The sequence below is a fragment of the Nocardia sp. NBC_01009 genome (assembly GCF_045208035.1).
GTDB lineage: Bacteria > Actinomycetota > Actinomycetes > Mycobacteriales > Mycobacteriaceae > Nocardia.
Window position 1 is genome coordinate 2459180 of sequence record NZ_CP108695.1, and the last position, 19579, is coordinate 2478758.

18 protein-coding genes are annotated in these 19579 nt (G+C 67.0%); 9 read left to right on the plus strand and 9 right to left on the minus strand.

Translation table 11 applies throughout. From position 1 onward, the window contains the following. The first annotated feature begins 331 nt into the window (after positions 1 to 331). Positions 332 to 1588, plus strand: coding sequence for a hypothetical protein (locus OHA42_RS10840; protein ID WP_406236630.1), 1257 nt, complete (start codon positions 332 to 334; stop codon positions 1586 to 1588). A 1-nt stretch (position 1589) separates the two neighbouring features. Here OHA42_RS10840 and OHA42_RS10845 read toward each other — a convergent pair whose 3' ends face one another. Next, entirely contained in the window at positions 1590 to 1958 is a 369-nt protein-coding gene (locus tag OHA42_RS10845; protein ID WP_406236631.1) for a hypothetical protein, read from the minus strand. Beyond that, the gene (locus tag OHA42_RS10850) at positions 1958 to 2383 is read right to left on the minus strand and encodes a DUF1707 domain-containing protein (RefSeq protein WP_406236632.1); all 426 of its coding nucleotides are present in this window, start codon (positions 2381 to 2383) and stop codon (positions 1958 to 1960) included. Before OHA42_RS10850 ends, OHA42_RS10845 begins: the two co-directional genes overlap by 1 nt. Before the next feature lie 338 nt (positions 2384 to 2721). Between OHA42_RS10850 and OHA42_RS10855 the strand changes: the two genes are divergently transcribed. Both OHA42_RS10855 and OHA42_RS10860 read left to right on the plus strand, forming a co-directional pair. Further along, complete coding sequence (locus OHA42_RS10855) at positions 2722 to 4413, plus strand: protein kinase domain-containing protein (protein ID WP_406236633.1); 1692 nt, start codon at positions 2722 to 2724, stop codon at positions 4411 to 4413. Positions 4414 to 4604: 191 nt separating this feature from the next. Beyond that, complete coding sequence (locus OHA42_RS10860) at positions 4605 to 6713, plus strand: protein kinase domain-containing protein (RefSeq protein WP_406236634.1); 2109 nt, start codon at positions 4605 to 4607, stop codon at positions 6711 to 6713. A 111-nt stretch (positions 6714 to 6824) separates the two neighbouring features. Here OHA42_RS10860 and OHA42_RS10865 read toward each other — a convergent pair whose 3' ends face one another. The 3 genes from OHA42_RS10865 to OHA42_RS10875 form a co-directional block, all read right to left on the minus strand. Beyond that, complete coding sequence (locus OHA42_RS10865; protein ID WP_406236635.1) at positions 6825 to 7775, minus strand: patatin family protein; 951 nt, start codon at positions 7773 to 7775, stop codon at positions 6825 to 6827. Positions 7776 to 7882: 107 nt separating this feature from the next. Further along, positions 7883 to 9691: an acetyl/propionyl/methylcrotonyl-CoA carboxylase subunit alpha gene (locus OHA42_RS10870; RefSeq protein ID WP_406236636.1), complete on the minus strand. Its 1809-nt coding sequence runs from the start codon at positions 9689 to 9691 to the stop codon at positions 7883 to 7885. Positions 9692 to 9846: 155 nt separating this feature from the next. Beyond that, positions 9847 to 10761, minus strand: coding sequence for a sulfurtransferase (locus OHA42_RS10875; protein ID WP_406236637.1), 915 nt, complete (start codon positions 10759 to 10761; stop codon positions 9847 to 9849). Between the two features lie 166 nt (positions 10762 to 10927). Between OHA42_RS10875 and OHA42_RS10880 the strand changes: the two genes are divergently transcribed. Beyond that, positions 10928 to 11743 carry a helix-turn-helix transcriptional regulator gene (locus OHA42_RS10880; RefSeq protein ID WP_406236638.1) on the plus strand — a complete coding sequence of 272 codons (816 nt, stop codon included), beginning with the start codon at positions 10928 to 10930 and terminating at the stop codon, positions 11741 to 11743. On the opposite strand, the gene OHA42_RS10885 is transcribed toward OHA42_RS10880, so the two are convergent. From OHA42_RS10885 to OHA42_RS10895, 3 genes are all read right to left on the minus strand, one after another. After that, positions 11669 to 12304 carry a Maf family protein gene (locus OHA42_RS10885; RefSeq protein WP_406236639.1) on the minus strand — a complete coding sequence of 212 codons (636 nt, stop codon included), beginning with the start codon at positions 12302 to 12304 and terminating at the stop codon, positions 11669 to 11671. The two genes, OHA42_RS10880 and OHA42_RS10885, sit on opposite strands and share 75 nt — an antisense overlap. 78 nt (positions 12305 to 12382) lie before the next feature. After that, positions 12383 to 12709 (minus strand): acyl-CoA carboxylase subunit epsilon, encoded by a 327-nt coding sequence (locus OHA42_RS10890; protein WP_328409708.1) that lies wholly within the window; start codon positions 12707 to 12709, stop codon positions 12383 to 12385. Positions 12710 to 12848: 139 nt separating this feature from the next. Next, entirely contained in the window at positions 12849 to 14489 is a 1641-nt protein-coding gene (locus tag OHA42_RS10895) for an acyl-CoA carboxylase subunit beta (protein WP_406236640.1), read from the minus strand. A gap of 216 nt (positions 14490 to 14705) precedes the next feature. Here OHA42_RS10895 and OHA42_RS10900 point away from each other — a divergent pair, with 216 nt between their 5' ends. Both OHA42_RS10900 and OHA42_RS10905 read left to right on the plus strand, forming a co-directional pair. Then, a complete protein-coding gene (locus OHA42_RS10900; protein WP_406236641.1) occupies positions 14706 to 14894 on the plus strand; it encodes a hypothetical protein in 189 nt (62 codons plus the stop codon). Between the two features lie 85 nt (positions 14895 to 14979). Further along, positions 14980 to 15780 (plus strand): biotin--[acetyl-CoA-carboxylase] ligase, encoded by an 801-nt coding sequence (locus tag OHA42_RS10905; RefSeq protein ID WP_406236642.1) that lies wholly within the window; start codon positions 14980 to 14982, stop codon positions 15778 to 15780. Between the two features lie 54 nt (positions 15781 to 15834). Here the strand turns inward: OHA42_RS10905 and OHA42_RS10910 are convergent, their stop codons facing one another. Then, positions 15835 to 16788, minus strand: a complete 954-nt coding sequence (locus OHA42_RS10910) for an acyl-ACP desaturase (protein WP_406236643.1) — start codon at positions 16786 to 16788, stop codon at positions 15835 to 15837. 205 nt (positions 16789 to 16993) lie between these two features. Here OHA42_RS10910 and OHA42_RS10915 point away from each other — a divergent pair, with 205 nt between their 5' ends. Genes OHA42_RS10915 through OHA42_RS10925 form a run of 3 tightly spaced genes read left to right on the plus strand, consistent with a single transcriptional unit; the run spans position 16994 to position 19578 of the window. Then, entirely contained in the window at positions 16994 to 17551 is a 558-nt protein-coding gene (locus tag OHA42_RS10915; protein WP_406236644.1) for a PH domain-containing protein, read from the plus strand. 40 nt (positions 17552 to 17591) lie between these two features. Then, entirely contained in the window at positions 17592 to 18269 is a 678-nt protein-coding gene (locus OHA42_RS10920; RefSeq protein ID WP_328409720.1) for a response regulator transcription factor, read from the plus strand. 1 nt (position 18270) lies between these two features. Further along, positions 18271 to 19578: an ATP-binding protein gene (locus OHA42_RS10925; RefSeq protein ID WP_406236645.1), complete on the plus strand. Its 1308-nt coding sequence runs from the start codon at positions 18271 to 18273 to the stop codon at positions 19576 to 19578. Position 19579 lies beyond the last annotated feature (1 nt).

Below are 19579 nucleotides of genomic sequence, written 5' to 3' on the forward strand. Positions count from 1 at the left end.
AGACGGTCGATGCTGTGGCTCGAGGTTCGACGGGCCTCGGTTAGTCCAGCCGCCGATGTCCGGACGGTCGAACCTGCTTCAGTGGATCCGGCGCGGATTGCTGCGGAATCCGCGCCGCCACGGACCTGGGCTATGCGCCTCTGTCCGGTGCGCCGGCGGACACCGCGGACCGGGGCTCTGACCCGACTCGGAAGAGTTCTGTCGCGAATGTCCGGGTGGCAGAATCTGCTTCGGTGGATTCGGCGCGGATTACCGCAGAATCCGCGCCCCACCACCTAGGCTTCGCACCCATGTCATCTCGTCTTCACCACCCCCTGGCATGGTGCAGCGCGTGAACCGGCAGCGCATGTTCCGCAGCTGCGCACCATCCGCTCGACCGGACCGACTTCCGGCCGCGGCCCCCTATCAATTCATCGCATCCCTAGCCGTAGTAGCGGCCGTGGCGGGGTGCGCCTCCAGCGGCGCGGGTTCGGCAGGCGTGTCGCAAGCACCGAGCTCGGTTGTTGCTGCGCCGACTACGAGTGCGGTGGCTCCGGACCTACAGAACCTGCTACCGGGTATGCCGCCGCCGCTGTCACCGACCGATGTGTACGCCGCGAACCGCGAGCTCAGTCCGGCGGTGGCCGACCATCGGGCGCTGGTGTACGTGCCCAATAGTCAATCCAACACCGTCTCGGTGATCGACCAGGCCAGCTTCCAGGTGATCGACACCTTCCGGTCGGGCGGCTCGGAACCGCAGCATGTGGTGCCGTCCTACGACATGCAGACGCTGTATGTCACCAACGATCTGCCGATCGGCGCCGGCAGCCTGCTGGCCATCGATCCGAAGACCGGCCTGCCTGGTTCGGCGTTTCCGGTACGCGACCCCTACAACATGTATTACACGCCGGACGGCCAGTTCGCGCTCGTCGTCGCGGAAGCGGACAAGTCGCTGGATTTCTACGATCCGCACACCTGGCAGAAGCTGCACTCGATGGCGGTGCCCACGTGCGCCGGCATCGATCACATGGACTTCACAGCCGACGGCCGGTTCGCGCTGGCCAGTTGTGAATTCGCCGGGCGCATGCTGGTTTTCGACGTTGCGGCGCGCACCGAGGTCAAGACCATCGACCTGCCCGGCGGGCGCTCCGGTATGCCGCAGGACGTCAAGCTCTCGCCGGACGGACGCACCTTCTTCATCGCCGATATGGCCGCCAACGGTGTCTACACCGTCGACGCCCTCCGCTTCGAGAACACCGGCTTCATCCCCACCGGCAAGGGCGCGCACGGCCTCTACGTCACCCGCGACTCCCAGCAGATGCTCATCACCAACCGCCACGAGGGCAGCATCTCGGTGTGGGATTTCGCGGCGAACAAGCTGGTCAACAAGTGGTACATCCCGGGAGGCGGCAGCCCCGACATGGGCAATATCTCCGCTGACGGCCGGGTCTTCTGGGTCTCTGGCCGCCATCACGGCGAGGTCTACGCCGTAGATATCGTCAATTGGAACCTGTTGGCTCGCATACCGGTTGGCCGAGGGGCACACGGGTTGACCGTCTGGCCACAACCCGGCCGCTACTCCACCGGGCATACCGGCGTGATGCGATAGCTCAGGAAGCGGCCGGATCCCGCCTGGAGTGGGTGTTCGGCCGCAATCCGAGCCCGCCCTCGACGAATCGCCTGACGGAGGTCAGGCCGGACTCGAGCGCGGCTTCGTAGCCGGGCCGGGCCCACCCGGTGATGTCGGCGGTGTCGTCGGTCCCGGGGGTCACGCCTATTTCGGCGACCATCTCCGCAGTCGTAGGTTCGCAGACCGCCCACGAATAATGGGTTCCGTTGTCCCACTGCGTTGTACGCAGTGAGACATAGTCGGGGTCATCGATGCCGCCCTCGGCGAGGGCCGGACGGTCGTCGATGCGTTCGTCGGCGCGCAGTGCGCGCAGGTACCACGTGCCCGCGTTGATCTCGACCGGTTCCATCAGTCCTTGTCCTCCGCGCGCCGACCCCGACCCCGACCCCGACCCCGGCGCCGGTCCCGCCCGCGATCGTGCCGATTGCCGTACAGCAGCGCGCCCATCAGCGGAATCGCCAGAAACCACAGCCAGCTATGCGTGAGGAAGAACAGGATGACAGCAACGATCGGAATGACCGCCATCACTCGCTCCGGCCATTCGGCCATGAACCTCGTGTCGTGCTTCGCGGGCACCGCGGTAGCCGCGACGGGCTCGGGAAGATCCACGAACACCGTGTCCAGAACACCGCGGGTCATCGCCGCCGCGACCACCGCGCTGCGCTCGTCGAACTCGGCGACGCTCAGCCGACCGGCGGCGAAATGGTCGGACAGCCGTTGCATTGCCTGCTCACGCTCCGCGGTGCCGATGCGGATCTCGGGCACGTCACTCATACCAGCAAGGCTAGCGGCTGTCGATGACGATGCGGCCGCCCCGCCGTTGCTCATCGACCTGGGTCGGGTGCCGGCTCGGGCGGGCCGCCGCACCGGTGTCTGTTGGTGGGCGGCTGGGTCGACCGGATGTGGACTGTCGGGACCGACGTGGCACCTGTGTGTTGACGGACCGAAGTACGTCGATGGATCCGGTGCGAGGTGGTGGGAGAATTCCGTGCCCCGAAGGTGGCGGGTTGCGAAATGATGGATGGCTGTCGTGTTGGGTTCTCGATTTTGTAGTGCCGGTGAGGATTTCGGGTACCTGTTCGAGGGAGAGCAGGCTAGTGAGAGGTTTCGATATGGGCGAGGTGTGGTTCGGCCACTACCGCCTCGACCGGTTGCTCGGTAGTGGGGGCACCGGGCAGGTTTGGCTGGCGCACGACAGCGTCACACAGCGTGACGTCGCGCTGAAGCTGTTGGCCGCGGTGCATGCCGTCGACGCGATATACCGGCAGCGGTTCACCAGGGAGGCCCGGCTGACCGCCCAGGTTCGTGGTCCGCACCTAGTGCCGATCCACACGTTCGGCGAACTCGACGGTCGCCTATATATCGACATGGAGTTCATCGAGGGCACCAATGTCTCTGGTCTACTCCGACGTGACGGGCCCATGTCGCCGGCCAGGGCAGTGGAGATCGTCGCGCAGACCGCGGCGGCGCTCGACCTCGTCCATCGGGCCGGGCTGGTGCACCGCGACGTCAAACCGTCCAACATCATGGTGAGCCCCAGCGGATTCGTCCATCTGATCGATTTCGGCACCGCCCACCGGATCGACCAGCCCACGATCACGGCCAGTACCAACGTGGTCGGCACCCTCGCGTATATGGCGCCGGAACGGTTCACCGGCACCTGCGACGGCCGCGCCGACCAATACTCACTGGCCTGCGTGCTCTACGAGTGCCTCACCGGGCAGCGCCCCTTCGGCACCGTCGATTCCACACAGCAATTGCGTGCGCATCTGATGACCGACCCACCACGAGTCGCCGCCGTGAATCCCACCGTGCCCGCGGCATTGGATGCCGTCGTCGCCCGCGGCATGTCCAAGGACCCGGACCAGCGCTGGTCCAGCGCAGGCGAAATGGCCTCCGATGCGTATGCCGCGGTCACGGGTCGGGAGACAGCGACGGTCGAGATCACTGCGGCGCGCGTGGCCACGCAAGCAGTGCTGCCGGAATCGTGGCACGCGGCCGGCTCGCAGCACGGGCTCGATTCGGTGCGTGCCGCCGGGTCGATGCCTGGAGTGGAGTGGTCGGGTGAGGCCGGCTCGCCGCGCAGAGTCGGGTCGTTGCGTGGAGTGGAGTCGTCCGGTGGGGCTGATTCGTTGCGCGGGATCGAGCCGTTGCGTACGGCCGGATCGGTGCGTGCAGCGCAACCGCCGGGTGATCACGAGCCGGCGCGGATTCTGGGCACGGGTCTCGCTGCCGCGGCCCTTTCGACCCTCCTTGCGATGGTCGGGATGGCGCTGTGGCTCGGGCGCCCACAGGGCACCGAGACCGATTCCACCGCACCGTCATCCACACCGACCTCGGCGAGTCCGACGCCGCGGCCGCAAGCGCCGATCGGACCGGCATCAGCACAGCCACCGATCGCGTTCGTCCCGGCCGCCGGGCAGCCATGCAACCCCGCCGTCGACGACAACACGGTCGGAGGTGACGGCACCCCTCTCGCCTGCCTGCCCGCCGACGGCCACCTCGCCACGTGGATTCCAGCCCAGCCCCACGTCGACACACCGAAACCGGCCAACGACAAACCGGCCATGGAAAACTCTGGCAACAGCCATAACACCCCGGGCGGCGACAGCCCCCTGGGCAGCGACAACTCCGACGCCGGTAGCAACTACGACAGCAATGCGGACAACGGCAGCGGTAACTCTGGCAACGCCGGTCACGGGAACAGCAAGCCGCACGCCGGCAGCGGTAACTCTGGCAACGCTGGTCACAGCAACGACAAGCCGCACAACGGCACACCCGGCCATGGCAAACCGGGCAAGTAGTGGTCGGCGGTACTCCGCAGTGAGCGTACTCGGAGGGGTGTCGGCAGCTTCGGCGGTGAGGTAGTGCTACGTAGGGGACATCACACTGTGCGGGGGTGGGTGGCGGGGCTAGGGTCGGAGCAGGTTCGGGCAATTCGGGGTCGCCGGGTTGCCGCCCCACCCGCAGCGGCGCGGTTACCGGGAGGTCAGCGATGGGGGAGGAACAGTTCGGGAACTACCGGCTCGACCGTTTGCTCGGTCGGGGCGGGATGGGGGAAGTGTGGCTCGCGCGCGACACCGATGGCGGGCGCGAGGTTGCGCTGAAGGTGTTGTCGGAGAACCTGGCTACCGATGGGGAGTATCGGCGGCGGTTCGAGCGGGAGGCCAGGCTCGGTTCGACCCTGCGCAACCCTCACATCGTGCGCATTCACGGCTTCGGCGAGCAGGGCGGCCGACTGTTCATCGCGATGGATTACATCGACGGCATCGATCTGGCCGAAATGCTCGGCCGGGTCCGCACCCTGGCCCCGGCCGCGGCCGTCGACTTCGTGACGCAGGTGGCCTCGGGACTGGATGCCGCGCATCGGGCGGGGCTGATCCATCGTGACGTCAAACCGTCCAACATCCTGATCGACAGCGGCGGGCACGCGTACCTGATCGATTTCGGTATCGCCAAGGGCATCGGGCAGACCGCCGTCACCGCAACGGGTATGGCGATCGGCAGCTGGCCCTATATGGCACCGGAGCGCTTCAACGGGACGGTTGACGCGCGTTCTGACATCTACTCGCTGGCCTGCGTACTGTACGAATGCTTGACCGGCCGTCGCCCGTACGGCGACACCGACCCACCCCGCCAGATGCACGACCACCTGATGGCCACGCCGCCGTGCGCGGCCTCGGTGAATCCGTCGGTGCCAGCGGCGTTGGATGCGGTCATCGCCTGCGGCATGGCCAAGGATCAGGCCAGGCGCTACGCGAGCGCCCGCGACTTCGCGGACGCCGCCCGCGCCGCCGTCGGCTCGGAACGCTCGAATCCGCGCGCCGGGAATCGGTTGGTCACTCCGCTCGTGCCGCCGCAGTCGGCAACACCGAAGCCTCGTACGAAGTTGCTCGAGCAGCCGGGACCGACGCCGACAATGGTGGCGACGGGTCGATCGGAACCGTCGGCACCTCTGCCACCGCCTGCTGCATCGGACGGTCCGACGCCGGGTCCGTCGTCGGTGGCCGGTGCGCAGTCGCCGATACCGCCCGCGCCTCGACATCCGACACCGACGAAGGTGATGCCGGAGCCGGGCCCGACACCGACGTTGGTGGCGACGGGGCAACCGTCGTCATCTCCGTCGCCGTGGAAAGCACCTGCTGCTTCGAGCAAGTCGCCGAACTCGGCGGCCGATGCGCGATCATCGGTCCCTGCGCCGAAACATCCTGTGCCGACGAAGGTGCTGCCGGAGCCGGGGCCGACACCGACCTTGGTGGTAACCCGGCTCGCGCCGCCGCTGGTGCCGGCGCCGGTAAGAGGTGCTGTCCCGCAGCAGAATTCGCGATACGCGCCGTACGCACCTGTGCAGCCCGGTGCGACTGTGCCGCCGCCGGTCCCGGCGAAACGGCCTGCCTATCAGCCGAAGTCGAAGCGGCAGCGTGGTGCGTCGGTTGCGCCGCTGCGGTGGTCGGTGTCGCGGGGGCGTCCGTGGATCGCGCCGCCGCCCGCGGCCCCACGTCGCGGCCGTCGGCGGTCGGGCGGCGTGCTCACCAAGGTAATCGGCGCGCTCGTCGTGGTGTTCCTGACGCCGTTCGTGCTCGCGGCCGGGTGCGTCGCGCTGTTGGCCTCGGGCAGCCGGGGCGGCGATTCGAGCGGTGGTTCGAGCGCCGCGCGACCGACGGCGGCGGCCGAAGAACATCCCGCGCCCCCGCCGGATCCCGGTCCGGCCGGCCCCGCGCCTGCGCAGTCAGCGGTGCGCGACGGGAAGTTCGAATTCGTGGTCACCAGTGCCGATTCCGGCATCTCCCGCGTCGGATTCCAATCGGCCCGCGGTTCTTTCACGATCGTCACGGTCACGGTGAACAACATCTCCGACCAGTCGAAGTGGTTCCTGCCATTCGGTCAACACCTCATCGATACCCAGGGCCGCGTGATCGACCACGACCCCGCCGCCACCATGTGGCAGACCACCCAAGGCCGCCACAACTACTCCTTCGAACTGCACCCCGGCCAATCAGCCACCACCCAACTGGTTTTCGACGTCGCCCCCGACTCCACCCCGAGTCACCTCGACCTACACGACTTCCCGCTCTCCCAGGGCGTCACGTTGATGGTGGGTTGACCACGGCGGCCGCGCGGGGCGGTCGCACATCGTCGCGGTCGCTGTGCTCGCGGTTTGGTCCGAGATGGGCACAGTGGCCTATTCGTACTGCTCGACCAGAGCGGACCTCTGTCAGGCGGTTTCGCTGCTGATGTCCAGGGCGGCGGCGAGGCTGGAGTGGACGGCCCGGCGGCCGATCTCGAGTGCTCGGGCCAGAAGGGTGGTGTCCCTGGCCGCGCTGTCGATGTCGGGGGAGCCGAGCGGGGGGTGGATTTGGAGGGCAGTGTGGCCGAGGCCGGTGAGGAATCGGTCTTCGACGTGTTGCTGGAGCGGGCGCTGCAACCAGGCCCGGTAGGCGCCCGGGGCGCGGACGCGCAGGTAGCTGCCGCCGACGATCTGATGTAGCCGGGAGGCGGGCGGGCGCTGTTCGTCGGTGCGGCGGGTGCGTAGGACGAGCGCGTGGGTGGCGCCGTCCCGGACTGCGGTGCGGATGGGCACGGTTTCGGCGAGCCCGCCGTCGAGGTAGTGGGAGTCGCCGAGTGGGACGGGAGGTCCGGCCAGAATCGGCAGCCCGGCCGAGGCGCGCAGCGCGGTCATCAGCGTCCGCTTATCGACGATGTGGCGGCGTAGGTCGACCGCGAGGCCGGTGCGGATATCGGTGCCGATCGGGTGGAAGGTGGTGGGGTTGGCCAGGATCGCAGGGAAGTCCATCGGTTCGACGCCGTCGTACACCTGATGGACCAGGTAGTTCAGGTCGAACGCGGGTCGTCCGCACAGCAGCCTGGCCGGATCGACAGCGCGTCGCATGATGGCGGGATCGGTCCACGACCGCATACCGGGCAGCGCCCGACCGCACAGCAACCATGCGCCGTTGATCGCGCCCGCGGAGGTGCCGTAGACAGCATCGAAGATCGAGGCGAGACCGAGCTCCTCCAACGCCTGCACCATGCCGCTGGAATAGACGCCGCGGCTGCCCCCGCCCTCGATGACCAGTGCGAGGCGATGCCCGTCGCTGCGGCTCGCGGACTCACGACGGCCGCGGATGACCTCCGCGACGGTAGCTGCAACGGGCGAACTGGTCACCCGATCCACCATACGACAGAGCGGGCGTGGACGTCTGGGTCCAGCGCCCGCTCCAGCGGTTGCTCATGTGCAGTTAACGGGACACAACCTCGGCTGTGCGCAGCTGTTTACTTGATCTCGGCGAGCACAGTGCCCTGGGTGATGGCGGCGCCCGCCTCGACCGAAAGACCGGTGACGACGCCTGCCTTGTGCGCGTTGACCGGGTTCTCCATCTTCATGGCCTCGAGCACCACGATCAGGTCGCCCGCCTCGACGGACTGGCCTTCCTCGACCGCGACCTTGACCACGGTGCCCTGCATGGGCGCAGTGACCGCGTCACCGGAGGCCGCACCGGCACCGGTGCCACCACGCTTGCGCGGCTTGGGCTTCTTGCGCACCACACCGGCGCCGTTACCCCCGGTCGAGCCACCGCCACTGCCACCGAGGCTGAACTGACCGGGCAGCGACACCTCGACGCGACGCCCACCGACCTCGACGACGACCTTCTGCCGCGGCAGCTCCTCGTCCTCATCGGCAGCGGCGCCACCCGGGGTGAACGGCTCGACGTTATTGACCCACTCGGTTTCGATCCACTTGGTGTAGACGTCGAACTTCTCGCCGTCCCCGACGAACGCCGGGTCTTCGACGATCGCGCGGTGGAACGGGATGACGGTGGCAAGGCCGTCGACATGGAACTCGGCAAGCGCGCGCCGCGCCCGCTGCAGCGCCTGGGTGCGGTTCTCGCCGGTGACGATCAGCTTGGCCAGCATCGAGTCGAACTGTCCACCGATCACGCTGCCTTCGACCACGCCGGAGTCCACGCGCACGCCAGGGCCGCTCGGCTCCCGGTACACCGAGACCGGGCCGGGCGCGGGCAGGAAGCCGCGACCGGCATCCTCACCGTTGATGCGGAACTCGAAAGAGTGGCCACGCGGGGCCGGATCTTCCTTGAACTCCAGCTCATCGCCGTTGGCGATGCGGAACTGCTGGCGCACCAGGTCGATGCCTGCGGTCTCCTCGGTGACCGGGTGCTCGACCTGCAGACGGGTGTTCACCTCGAGGAACGAGACGGTGTCGCCCTGCACCAGGTACTCGACGGTGCCCGCGCCGTAGTAGCCAGCCTCCTTGCAGATGGCCTTGGCGGATGCGTGGATCCGCGCCCGCTGGTCGTCGGTGAGGAACGGGGCCGGAGCCTCCTCGACCAGCTTCTGGAAGCGACGCTGCAGCGAGCAGTCACGGGTGCCCGCGACGATCACATTGCCGTGCTGATCGGCGATGACCTGCGCCTCGACGTGGCGGGCCTTGTCGAGGTACTGCTCGACGAAGCACTCGCCGCGCCCGAATGCGGCGACCGCCTCGCGGGTCGCCGACGCGAACAGTTCGGGGATCTCCTCGATGGAGTACGCGACCTTCATGCCGCGGCCACCGCCACCGAAGGCGGCCTTGATCGCGACCGGCACGCCGTACTGCTTGGCGAACTCGACGATCTCGTCGGCGTTCTTGACCGGGTCCTTGGTGCCCGCGGCCATCGGCGCGTTCGCGCGCTCGGCGATGTGGCGTGCGGTCACCTTGTCACCGAGGTCGCGGATCGACTGGGGCGACGGGCCGATCCAGATGAGCCCGGCGTCGATGACGGCCTGGGCGAAGTCGGCGTTCTCGGAGAGGAATCCGTAGCCGGGGTGAATGGCGTCGGCGCCGGACTTGGCCGCCGCGTCGAGGATCTTGTCGAACACGAGGTACGACTCGGCCGAGGTCTGACCGCCGAGGGCGAAGGCCTCGTCGGCGAGCTTCACGAATGGGGCGTCGGCGTCCGGCTCCGCGTACACCGCGACGCTGCCGATTCCGGCATCTTTGGCCGCCCGGATCACGCGCACGGCGATCTCGCCTCGGTTAGCTACGAGTACCTTCGTTATCCGCGCGCTGGCATGGCTGGGCACTGAGCCTCCTGTGTGCAATCTTTTGGTCGCCCCGTGGTCGATCAAACTTACGTCTCGGGCGAGTGTAGGCAGTCTGCCAACAGACACTGCACTCGGATAGCCCTACCGAACAGTAGGTCGCACATCACACCAGGGCGTCGGGTGTGGCGTAGGCCTTATCTGCTGCGGGTCTTACGTGATGTACCGGCCGGAGCCTCGCCTGGTTCAGCTCCCTTGGCAATCGGCATTCGCACCGAGTTGCCCCATTCCGTCCACGAGCCATCGTAATTGCGCACCGTGTCGAATCCGAGCAGGAACGTCAGTGCGAACCAGGTATGGCTGGACCGCTCACCGACCCGGCTGTAAACGATCAGCTCGTCCGGTGCGGCCAGCGCGCCGTAGACCTCGTCGAGTTCGGTGCGGGAACGGAATCGCCCGTCGGAATTGAAAGTCTCGGTCCACGGGATATTCACAGCGGTCGGGATATGTCCACCCCGCAGCGCGGCATCCTCGGGATTGATCGGTGGCTGGATGAGTTCGCCGGAGTATTCCTCCGGTGAGCGCACGTCGATCAGCGGCCTGCCGAGGTGGCCGAGCACGTCCTCGCGGAAGGCGCGCGCGGTGCTGTCGTCGCGACGCACGGTGGGGTATTCGCTGCGCGTGAGATACGGCAGATCGAAGGTGGTGTCGCGTTCCTCGGAAATCCAAGCGTCGCGTCCGCCGTCCAGCAGTCTGACATCCTCGTGCCCGAAGAGTGTGAACAGCCACGCGGTGTGCGCCGCCTGCGCATTGCCCCGGTCTCCGTAGATCACCACCGTGTCGTCGCGCTCGATTCCTTTTGCGCGCATAAGCTCGGTAAAACGGACACCGTCGATATAGTCACGCGTGACCGGATCATTCAGGTCGCCACGCCAGTCGATCTTGGTGGCGCCGGGTACGTGTCCGATGTCGTAGAGCAGTATGTCCTCGTTGGACTCGACGATCTCGAGTCCGCGGGCGCCCAGGTTTGCCGACAGCCACTCCGTGGTTACCAGTCGGTGAGGCTGAGCGTAGGAACCGAATGAGGGATGAGGGTCCTTGGCAACGGGCACGGTGTGGGTCCTTCACGCGTGGTAGACGGTGGTTACAGCGGTTCGGGTCTCACAGCGATGGTAGGTGTGAGGCGATAGTGACTCTCGTTTCAGATCACAAATCGGCTTAATGGGCGAATAAATCGCACCCACATCCGATAAAGTCTCCCAGGAGGAGGGGTGAGCTATGTCCGATTCTTGGCCGCGGCGGCGACTGCTCGCGATCCTACGTGGCGCCAGTGAGCCTCTCGACGCCCAGGAACTGGCCAGAATCACCGGACAGCACGTCACCACGGTTCGGTTTCATCTGGACGTGCTCACCAAGGAATCCCTGGTGCGGCAATTCCAGCAGCCGCCCCGTGGCCGCGGGCGCCCGCGTATCGGATACAGCGCGGTGCAGCGATCGGTCGGCTATCAGGAACTCGCGCAGGTACTCGCCGACCAGCTCGGCCCCGATCCGCGACGTCGTTCGGAGGCGGCCATCGCCGCCGGGCGTGCATGGGGCGCCAAGCTGGATGTCGGTGACCAGCACGTCGAAACGCTGGAGGAGGCCAAAGACCTCGCGATGACGCTGCTTTCGGAGCTCGGCTTCGCGCCGGAACGCGAACAGGCCACCGAGGCCGACGAGCAGGCGCCGATCAGACTGACGGCCTGCCCACTGCGTGAACTCGCGCGCACGCACTCCGAGGTGGTGTGCGGAGTGCATCTCGGCCTGATCAAAGAGGTGCTCGATCGTGGCGGGGACCGCGGTGCGGTGAATGTGCGGCTGCACCCGTTCGTCGAGCCGGAGCTCTGTGTCGTGCGACTGGAGCTCATGGCGCAGGAGATGCGACGGGAGCCCGACACCGGCCGGGACGCGTCCGTAGTTGTGACGACGGTGCCGGTCGGTGCCGAGGCCACCGCCGCCGAGCCGCGGATCGCGACACCGTCAGCGGGCCGCGTGGCCCCACAACTGCGCAATGCCGATCCCAACGTCGCCAAGCAGTCGGCGCAGCAGTGGTAGACCGATCCCGATCACGCTGGACGGATCGCCGTCGATGCGATCGACGAACCAGCCGCCCATGCCATCGAGGGTGAACGCGCCCGCCACCTGGAGTGGCTCACCGGTCGCGATGTAGGCGTCCAGTTCCTCGGGTTCGGGCTTGGCGAAATGCACTGTAGTGGAACTGCAGTCGACAGCCTCGGCGACGACCGCTCCGTCCCGCATCCGCAGGACGCAATGTCCGGTGATGAGATCCGCACTCCGCCCGGCCATCTCGGCCCAACGGGTCCGTGCGACCTCGGGAGTGTGTGGCTTGCCCTGTAGTTCGCCATTGACCAGCAGCATCGAATCGCAGCCGACCACCACACAATCGGTGGCGAATTCGGGAATCACGGCGGCAACCGACATGGCCTTCGCCCTGGCCAGCTCGACCACGACGACCTGCGGTCGCGTGTTGTCCGGCAGCGCCGCGGCGACGGCGTCCTCGTCCACATCCGACACTCGCACGATCGGGTCGATGCCCGCCGAGCGCAGCACTTCGCGGCGGGCGGGCGAGGCGGACGCGAGAACCAGCCGGGTCACGACGGCGCTCCGTTGCGTTCGGTCGCGACATGCCTCGAAGCGGTGGTGTCGATGGTCGGCTCGGTGCGTCGATGCACGTCAGTCGCGCAGGTGCGACAGCTGCGGGAAAGCGTAGGGCGAGAACGGTGAACTGCCGCGATGCATGAAGGTTGGTCGGCCCCAGTTGTCGGCCGGGCCGGTCGAGCGGGCGGCGGCGCTGTTGGCGGCCGCGGTCAGCACGCAGACCAGTGCCGCGACCTCCTCGTCGCTCGGCGAACCCTTGACGATGCGAATGAACGGCTGTCCGCCCGATTCGGCGGCCGGAGCGACCAGATCCACGGCCACCTCGATCTCGTCGGTGATCGGGTCGACTGTGAGCTCCAGTTCGACGGCGGTCAACACATCTTCCTCTGCCACGGTCGTCACAGTGCCAGATCCTTTCTCTATATCGGTCGGGCCTATTCCCCGACTCGATGTGGAACCGATGAAATGATCTTCCTCTGGAAGCGACTGAATTGCAGCTCTATCATCCAGTGTGCGCGGCCCATGACGGTTTATCGCTTCATCACAGCGGAATGTTGCCGTGTTTCTTCGGCGGCAAGGTGACCATTTTGCGCTCGAGCAGGCGCAGCGCCGAGACGATCTGACCGCGGGTGTGCGAGGGCGGGATGACCGCGTCCACATAGCCGCGCTCGGCGGCGATGTAGGGGTTCACCAAAGTGTCCTCGTACTCGTTCTGCAGCTCGAGCCGCAGCGCATCGACGTCGTTTCCGTTCTTGGCGGCCTCTTGCAGCTGCTTGCGGTAGACGAAGCCGACGGCGCCGGAGGCGCCCATCACGGCGATCTGAGCGGTCGGCCAGGCCAGGTTCACATCGGCGCCCATGTGCTTGGAACCCATGACGTCGTAGGCGCCGCCGTAGGCCTTACGAGTGATGATCGTGATCTTTCCCACAGTGGCCTCGCCGTAGGCGTAGAGCAGCTTCGCGCCACGCCGGATGATGCCGTTGTATTCCTGGCCGGTGCCGGGCAGGAAGCCCGGCACATCCACCAGGGTGATGATCGGGACGTTGAAGGCATCGCAGGTGCGCACGAAGCGCGCGGCCTTCTCGGAGGCGTCGATGTCGAGGCAGCCCGCGAACTGGGTGGGCTGGTTGGCCACGATGCCGACGCTGCGGCCGTCGACGCGTCCGAAACCGCAGATGATGTTCATCGCACGCTCGGCCTGTACCTCGAGGAACTCGTCGTCGTCGAGCAGGCGACGGATGACCTCGTGCATGTCGTAGGGCTGGTTCGGCGAGTCCGGGATGATCGTGTCCAGCTCGCGGTCCTCGTCGGTGAGCGAGTCCTCGATGGCGCCGTCGATCGGGTCGGTCGGCGCCGTGCGCGGTGCCTCGGCGCGGTTGTTGCTCGGCAGGTAGGACAGCAGATCCTTGACGTAGTCGAGGGCGTCCTGCTCGCCGGAGGCGACGTAGTGCGCCACACCGGACTTGGTCATGTGAGTGTGCGCGCCGCCGAGGTCCTCCATGGTGACGTCTTCGCCGGTGACCGTCTTGATGACGTCGGGGCCGGTGACGAACATCTGGCTGGTGCCGTCCACCATCACCACGAAGTCGGTGAGTGCGGGGGAGTACACGTGACCACCCGCGGCCGGGCCCATGATCAGCGAGATCTGCGGGATCACGCCCGAGGCCTGGATATTGCGGTGGAAAATCTCGCCGTAGAGGCCGAGGGAGACGACGCCCTCTTGGATACGCGCGCCGGCGCCCTCGTTGATGCCGACGAGCGGGCGGCCGGTCTTCAGCGCCAGATCCATCACCTTGACGATCTTCTCGCCGTAGACCTCGCCGAGGCTGCCACCGAATACGGTGACGTCCTGGCTGAAGATGCAGACGTCGCGGCCGTCGATGGTGCCGTAGCCGGTGACGACACCGTCGCCGAGCGGACGGTTGTTCTCCAGGCCGAAGTTCACGCTGCGGTGGCGGGCCAGCGCGTCGAGCTCGACGAAGGAGCCCTCGTCCAGCAGTGCGAGGATGCGCTCGCGGGCGGTCATCTTGCCCTTGGCGTGCACCTTGTCGACTGCGGCCTCACCCATCGGGTGTTTGGCTTCTTCCAGCCGATTCCGCAGGTCAGCCAGCTTCCCAGCGGTGGTGTGGATATCGGGGGAGCCCGCCGATTCCGAGGAGGGCTGCTGCTGGACACTCGTCATGGCTCCGGAGTGTAACGAGTACCAGTGGCTTGTACGAAACGAGCACCGGCTACCAGTGAGTAGAAAACCGCAGCTAGATCACGTTGCGTTGTGACATCGGACAGAAAATTCCTGGTCGATTACCGCGTTTCCCTACAAGAAAATAATTGGTGCCGCGTGTGGATGCCCAGATAGCCTGAAGGCGTCCGGTTTTCGGCTCAGGGGAGGAGCAAAACAATGTGGGAATGGGGTAGGACCGTCGCCGAATTTGCCACCGCGGCGACCTGGACGAGCTGGCAGACCACGCCTCCGCAACCGACCGTCGTCGACCCGGAATTCTGGGCCGAGGCGGACGAAGGGGAAGGCGACGAGGCGAATATCTCCGGTATGCGAGCACCGATTCGCGAGTACGACCTCGTCTGCTGACCGCAGCATGCGTCGGCTTACCTCGATGGTGACGGCTCCGCCGACCTATCGGGGTAAGCCGATCGGCACCGAGTAGCCTGCCGATGTGCACAGGCCACCGTTGGATGCAGAACAGTTGCGGCGCAGTCTCACCGACTTGCCCGAGCTGTCGTTCTTCTCCCGCATCGATGTGCTGGAGTCGACCGGGTCCACCAACGCCGACCTGATTGCGCGAGCCGGGGAGCCGGATGCGGATCGCAGCGTGCTCCTGGCGGAAACTCAGGAGCACGGCCGCGGCAGGCATGCCAGATCCTGGGTGAGCCCGCCACGAGCGCAGCTGTCGATGTCGCTGTTGGTGCGCTTGCCCGGTGTTGCCCCGGCAGCACTCGGCTGGCTGCCGCTGCTCACCGGGGTCGTGGTGGTCGATGCGGTGCGCTCGACGTCGGGCGTGGCCGCAACTCTCAAGTGGCCCAACGATGTACTGATCGACGGCCGTAAGGTCGCGGGCATTCTGGCCGAGGTCGCGGCGGGCGACGGCGCACCCACCGTGGTGATCGGCATCGGCCTGAATGTGAGCCTCACCGAGGCGGAACTGCCGGTGCCGCACGCCACTTCACTGACGCTGGCCGGTGCCGCCGACACCGACCGCACGCTGCTGGCGCGGTCGCTGCTCACCGAATTCGCTCGACGCTTCACGGCGTGGCAGGACGCGAACTGGGCGACAACCGATCTGATCGCCGCCTACCGGGAGCGGTGTTCCACGCTGGGCGCGCGGGTGCGCGCGGAGCTGCCCGGCGGGCAAACGCTGACCGGCACGGCCACCGACGTCGACGCCACCGGGCGCTTGCTGATCGGCGATCAGGCGGTGTCCGCAGGCGACGTCACCCACCTGCGCGCCGAAGCCTGAGCCTTCCGCCCCACTGTGGGACCCCGGCTTTCGCCGGGGCCGCGAACAGTGAACTCACACCGGCTGCATGATGCCTTTGGCAGCTTCCCGCGCGAACATTCGATCGCGCTGCTCCTCGAACTTGAGTACATCGCCCGCCAGCTTCTCCAGGTATTCGCCGAGCCATTCCCTGGCGGCCTCGCCGCGCGCACCGAAGTCGTTGCGCTCGAAGATGTTCCACTTCTTCAGTACCGGCTGCACCACTTCCTCGAGGTGCTGGCGCAGGTCGTAGATGCCGTGCTTGGCCATCAGCACGCCGTTGCGGCGGAAGTTCGGCATGCTGTGGCCGGGCATGACGAAATTGGCGAGGATCCCGGTGATCGCCTCCATGGCCTGGTCGGGGACCAGATCCAGGCCCGCGCCGCACAGGTTGCGGTAGAAGATCATGTGCAGGTTCTCGTCGGTGGCGATGCGCTGCAGCATGCGGTCGGCGATCGGGTCGTTGCAGACCCGGCCGGTGTTGCGGTGGCTGACCCGGGTGGCCAATTCCTGGAAGGTCACATACGCGACGTTCACCAGGAACCCGCTCCAGTACTCGGGGGAGTGCACACCCCTGGTCATATGGATCATCCTGGCCTCTTCGAGCGCGACCGGGTCCACGCCGCGGGTGACGACCAGGTAGTCGCGCATGACGATGCCGTGCCGGTTCTCCTCGGCGGTCCAGCGGCCGACCCAGGTGCCCCATGCGCCGTCGGCGGAGAAGTGCTCGGAGATCTCGCGGTGGTAGGAGGGCAGGTTGTCCTCGGTGAGCAAATTGGTGATCATCGCGGCCTTGGCGACCTCGTTCAGCTTGGACTGCTCCGGCGCCCAGTCGGTCCCGCCCATCGCCGCGAAGTTGCGGCCCTCGTCCCAGGGGACGTAGTCGTGCGGGTGCCAATCCTTCGCCATTGACAGGTGCCGGTTCAGGTTCGCTTCGGCTACCGGTTCGAGTTCGGTCAGGATTTCCAGCTGAGTCAGATTCTTGGTCACTCGGGCCTCCACGGTCGTATCGACAGTTTGTCTAGCAGGACTTGGCTTTTCCGCAGGTAGAGCGTTCACAGCTAGGTCGAGCGGACATCACTTGAGCGAACGGGAGAATCTCGGGCGCGATGGAGGCTGCGCGAGGTGACGATTGTGCAGCACGGCGCGCCCCGGTGTCCAGGCATTCTGCCATCTGCCACGGTAGGGTTCCGGCATGGGTTATCCGGAGGAGGTGCTCGCGCCGGACGAGCAGTTGATACTCCATCGTCATCCGCATTGGAAAATGCTGTTCTGGCCGGCGGTGACGTTGATCGTCGCCACCGCGGTGGCCGGTTTCCTCGGTGGCCTCGCCTGGCGGAACACCGAAGCCACCACGCGGTCGATCCTGCTCGGCGTCATCCTGGTCGCCTGGCTCGGCATCCTCGGATGGCGTTGTGTCGCACCGGTTCTGAGTTGGAAATCGACCCATTTCATCGTGACCGACCGACGGGTCCTCATTCGTCAGGGCGTGATCACGCACACCGGCATCGATATTCCGATGAGTCGTATCTCCAGCGTGCAGTTCCGGCACGGTCTTTTCGACCGGCTGCTCGGCACCGGGACGTTGATCATCGGCTCTTCCTCGGAAGAACCACTCGAATACGACGACATCCCGCAGGTGCAACAGGTGCATGCGCTGCTGTATCGCCAGGTGTTCGAGGAGTCGCAGGGCAATGGGGACCGGTGGGACGATCGCGGTCGCCACGGCACACCCGGCGGCGGCCACCGATGAGATGCCCGGTCGCTGTCGCGCCGATCCGTAATCTGGGGTCATGACCGCCGTACTCCTGGCCGAAGACGACGAGGCCATTGCCGCGCCGCTGTCCCGAGCCCTTGGGCGCGAGGGGTATTCGGTGACGGTCGAGCGCTTCGGGCCCGCCGTGCTGAAGCGCGCGTTGGAGGGCAACCACGATCTGCTCATCCTCGACCTCGGCCTGCCCGGTATGGACGGGCTGGAGGTGTGCCGCCAGGTGCGCGCTCGCGGCGCGGATCTGGCCGTGCTGATGCTCACCGCGCGCACCGACGAGGTGGATTTCGTCGTCGGACTCGATGCGGGCGCCGACGACTACGTCGGCAAGCCGTTCCGCCTCGCCGAGCTGTTGGCTCGCGTGCGAGCCTTGTTGCGGCGCAGCGGAATCGGTGACGATGTCGTCGAGGTCGGCGGTATCAGGCTGGAGCCCGCGGCCCGCAGGGTGCTGGTGAACGGCGTCGAGATCGGTTTGGCCAACAAGGAATACGAACTGCTCAAGGTGCTGATCGATCGCGCGGGCCAGGTGGTGCCGCGCGAGACCATCCTGCGGGAGGTCTGGGGCGACGCCGAGCTGCGCGGTTCCAAGACCTTGGACATGCACATGTCGTGGCTGCGGCGCAAGATCGGCGACGAGGGCCCGATGGCCGAGCGGCGCATCGTCACCGTCCGCGGCGTCGGCTTCCGGCTGAACACCGACTGACATGCGCCGCAGAATTCTGCGATCCATCCTCACGGTGCTGACCATCACCACGGTGGTGCTCGGCGTTCCGCTGATCTACACCGCCTGGCTGTGGGTCGAGGACATCACCCGCAATGATCTGCAGAGCAGGCTGGAGCGGATCGCCGCGGAGGTCATCGTGCAGGAGCACGGCGACGGCATGGTGACCGACGAGTTCGACCAGCGATCGGTGCGCCCGCTCGTCCCCGCGGGCGGCAGGCTGACCATCGTCTATCCGGCCCCCAAGGACAACGCCTCGCGCCTGGACATCGGCGTGGACCGGGTCTCCGACCCGCTGGTGGAGTCGCTGTCGATGGGAACCGCGGGCTCGCTGCGCCTGGAGGTGCCGTCGGGGCCGATGCATGTCAGGCAGCGACAGGCCGTTGCCGTGGTGGCGCTTGCGGTGCTCGCTTCGCTCGGTGCGGCGGTGTCGGTCGCGATGGTCACCGCGGGCCGGGTGGCCGATCCGCTGCGCGACGTGGCGGCACGGGCCGCACGGCTGGCCAAGGGCGACTTCCGGCCCGATCCGCGCAGGCACGGCATTTCCGAACTCGACCGGGTCTCCGATGTGCTCGACTCGGCCACCGTCGAGATCGCGGGCCGGCTGCAACGCGAGCATGCCCTGGTCGCGGACGTGTCGCATCAGCTGCGCAGCCGGTTGACCGCGGTGCGGCTGCGCTTGGACGAGTTGTCCGCCCACACCGATCCCGATGTCGTGCACGAGGCCGAGGAGGCGATGGCGCAGGTCGACCGGCTGACCGAGGCGATCGACGACCTGGTCCGCGCGTCGCGGGACGAGGACGCGGCGGACCGTGATCCGGTGCCGGTGATGGCCGAGTTGCGCGGTGTCGTCACCGAATGGACGCACCCGTTCAGCGAGGCGGGCCGGACGCTGTCGCTGATCGGTGACGAGTCGCTGTGCGCGCCGATCACCGGGTCGCGGTTGCGCGAGGCGGTCGCGGTGCTCGTCGACAACGCCCTCATGCATGGTGGCGGCACCTGCACGGTGTCGGTGCGCACAGTGCGCCCAGGGCGGGATCGGGAGCCGCTGGTGTGTGTCGAAGTGGCCGACGAGGGCGAAGGTGTGCGTGACGAACTCGCGCCGCACATCTTCGATCGGGGATTTTCGGCGGGCGGATCGACCGGTGTCGGGTTGGCCTTGGCGCGGGCGCTGATCGAGGCCGACGGCGGGCGCTTGGAGTTGCAGCGGCGCAGGCCCGCATTATTCGCGGTGTTCCTCGGGGCGACCACGCCCATCCGGTCGGCGAGCGGAGTGCCCGAACCGCGCTGAA

Excerpts from the sequence above, each read along its gene's own strand:
- OHA42_RS10845 (WP_406236631.1), bottom strand. The coding sequence starts at position 1,958 with ATGGAACCGGTCGAGATCAACGCGGGCACGTGGTACCTGCGCGCACTG.
- OHA42_RS10850 (WP_406236632.1), bottom strand. The coding sequence starts at position 2,383 with ATGAGTGACGTGCCCGAGATCCGCATCGGCACCGCGGAGCGTGAGCAG.
- OHA42_RS10855 (WP_406236633.1), top strand. The coding sequence starts at position 2,722 with ATGGGCGAGGTGTGGTTCGGCCACTACCGCCTCGACCGGTTGCTCGGT.
- OHA42_RS10860 (WP_406236634.1), top strand. The coding sequence starts at position 4,605 with ATGGGGGAGGAACAGTTCGGGAACTACCGGCTCGACCGTTTGCTCGGT.
- OHA42_RS10880 (WP_406236638.1), top strand. The coding sequence starts at position 10,928 with ATGTCCGATTCTTGGCCGCGGCGGCGACTGCTCGCGATCCTACGTGGC.
- OHA42_RS10895 (WP_406236640.1), bottom strand. The coding sequence starts at position 14,489 with ATGACGAGTGTCCAGCAGCAGCCCTCCTCGGAATCGGCGGGCTCCCCC.
- OHA42_RS10900 (WP_406236641.1), top strand. The coding sequence starts at position 14,706 with ATGTGGGAATGGGGTAGGACCGTCGCCGAATTTGCCACCGCGGCGACC.
- OHA42_RS10915 (WP_406236644.1), top strand. The coding sequence starts at position 16,994 with ATGGGTTATCCGGAGGAGGTGCTCGCGCCGGACGAGCAGTTGATACTC.
- OHA42_RS10920 (WP_328409720.1), top strand. The coding sequence starts at position 17,592 with ATGACCGCCGTACTCCTGGCCGAAGACGACGAGGCCATTGCCGCGCCG.
- OHA42_RS10925 (WP_406236645.1), top strand. The coding sequence starts at position 18,271 with ATGCGCCGCAGAATTCTGCGATCCATCCTCACGGTGCTGACCATCACC.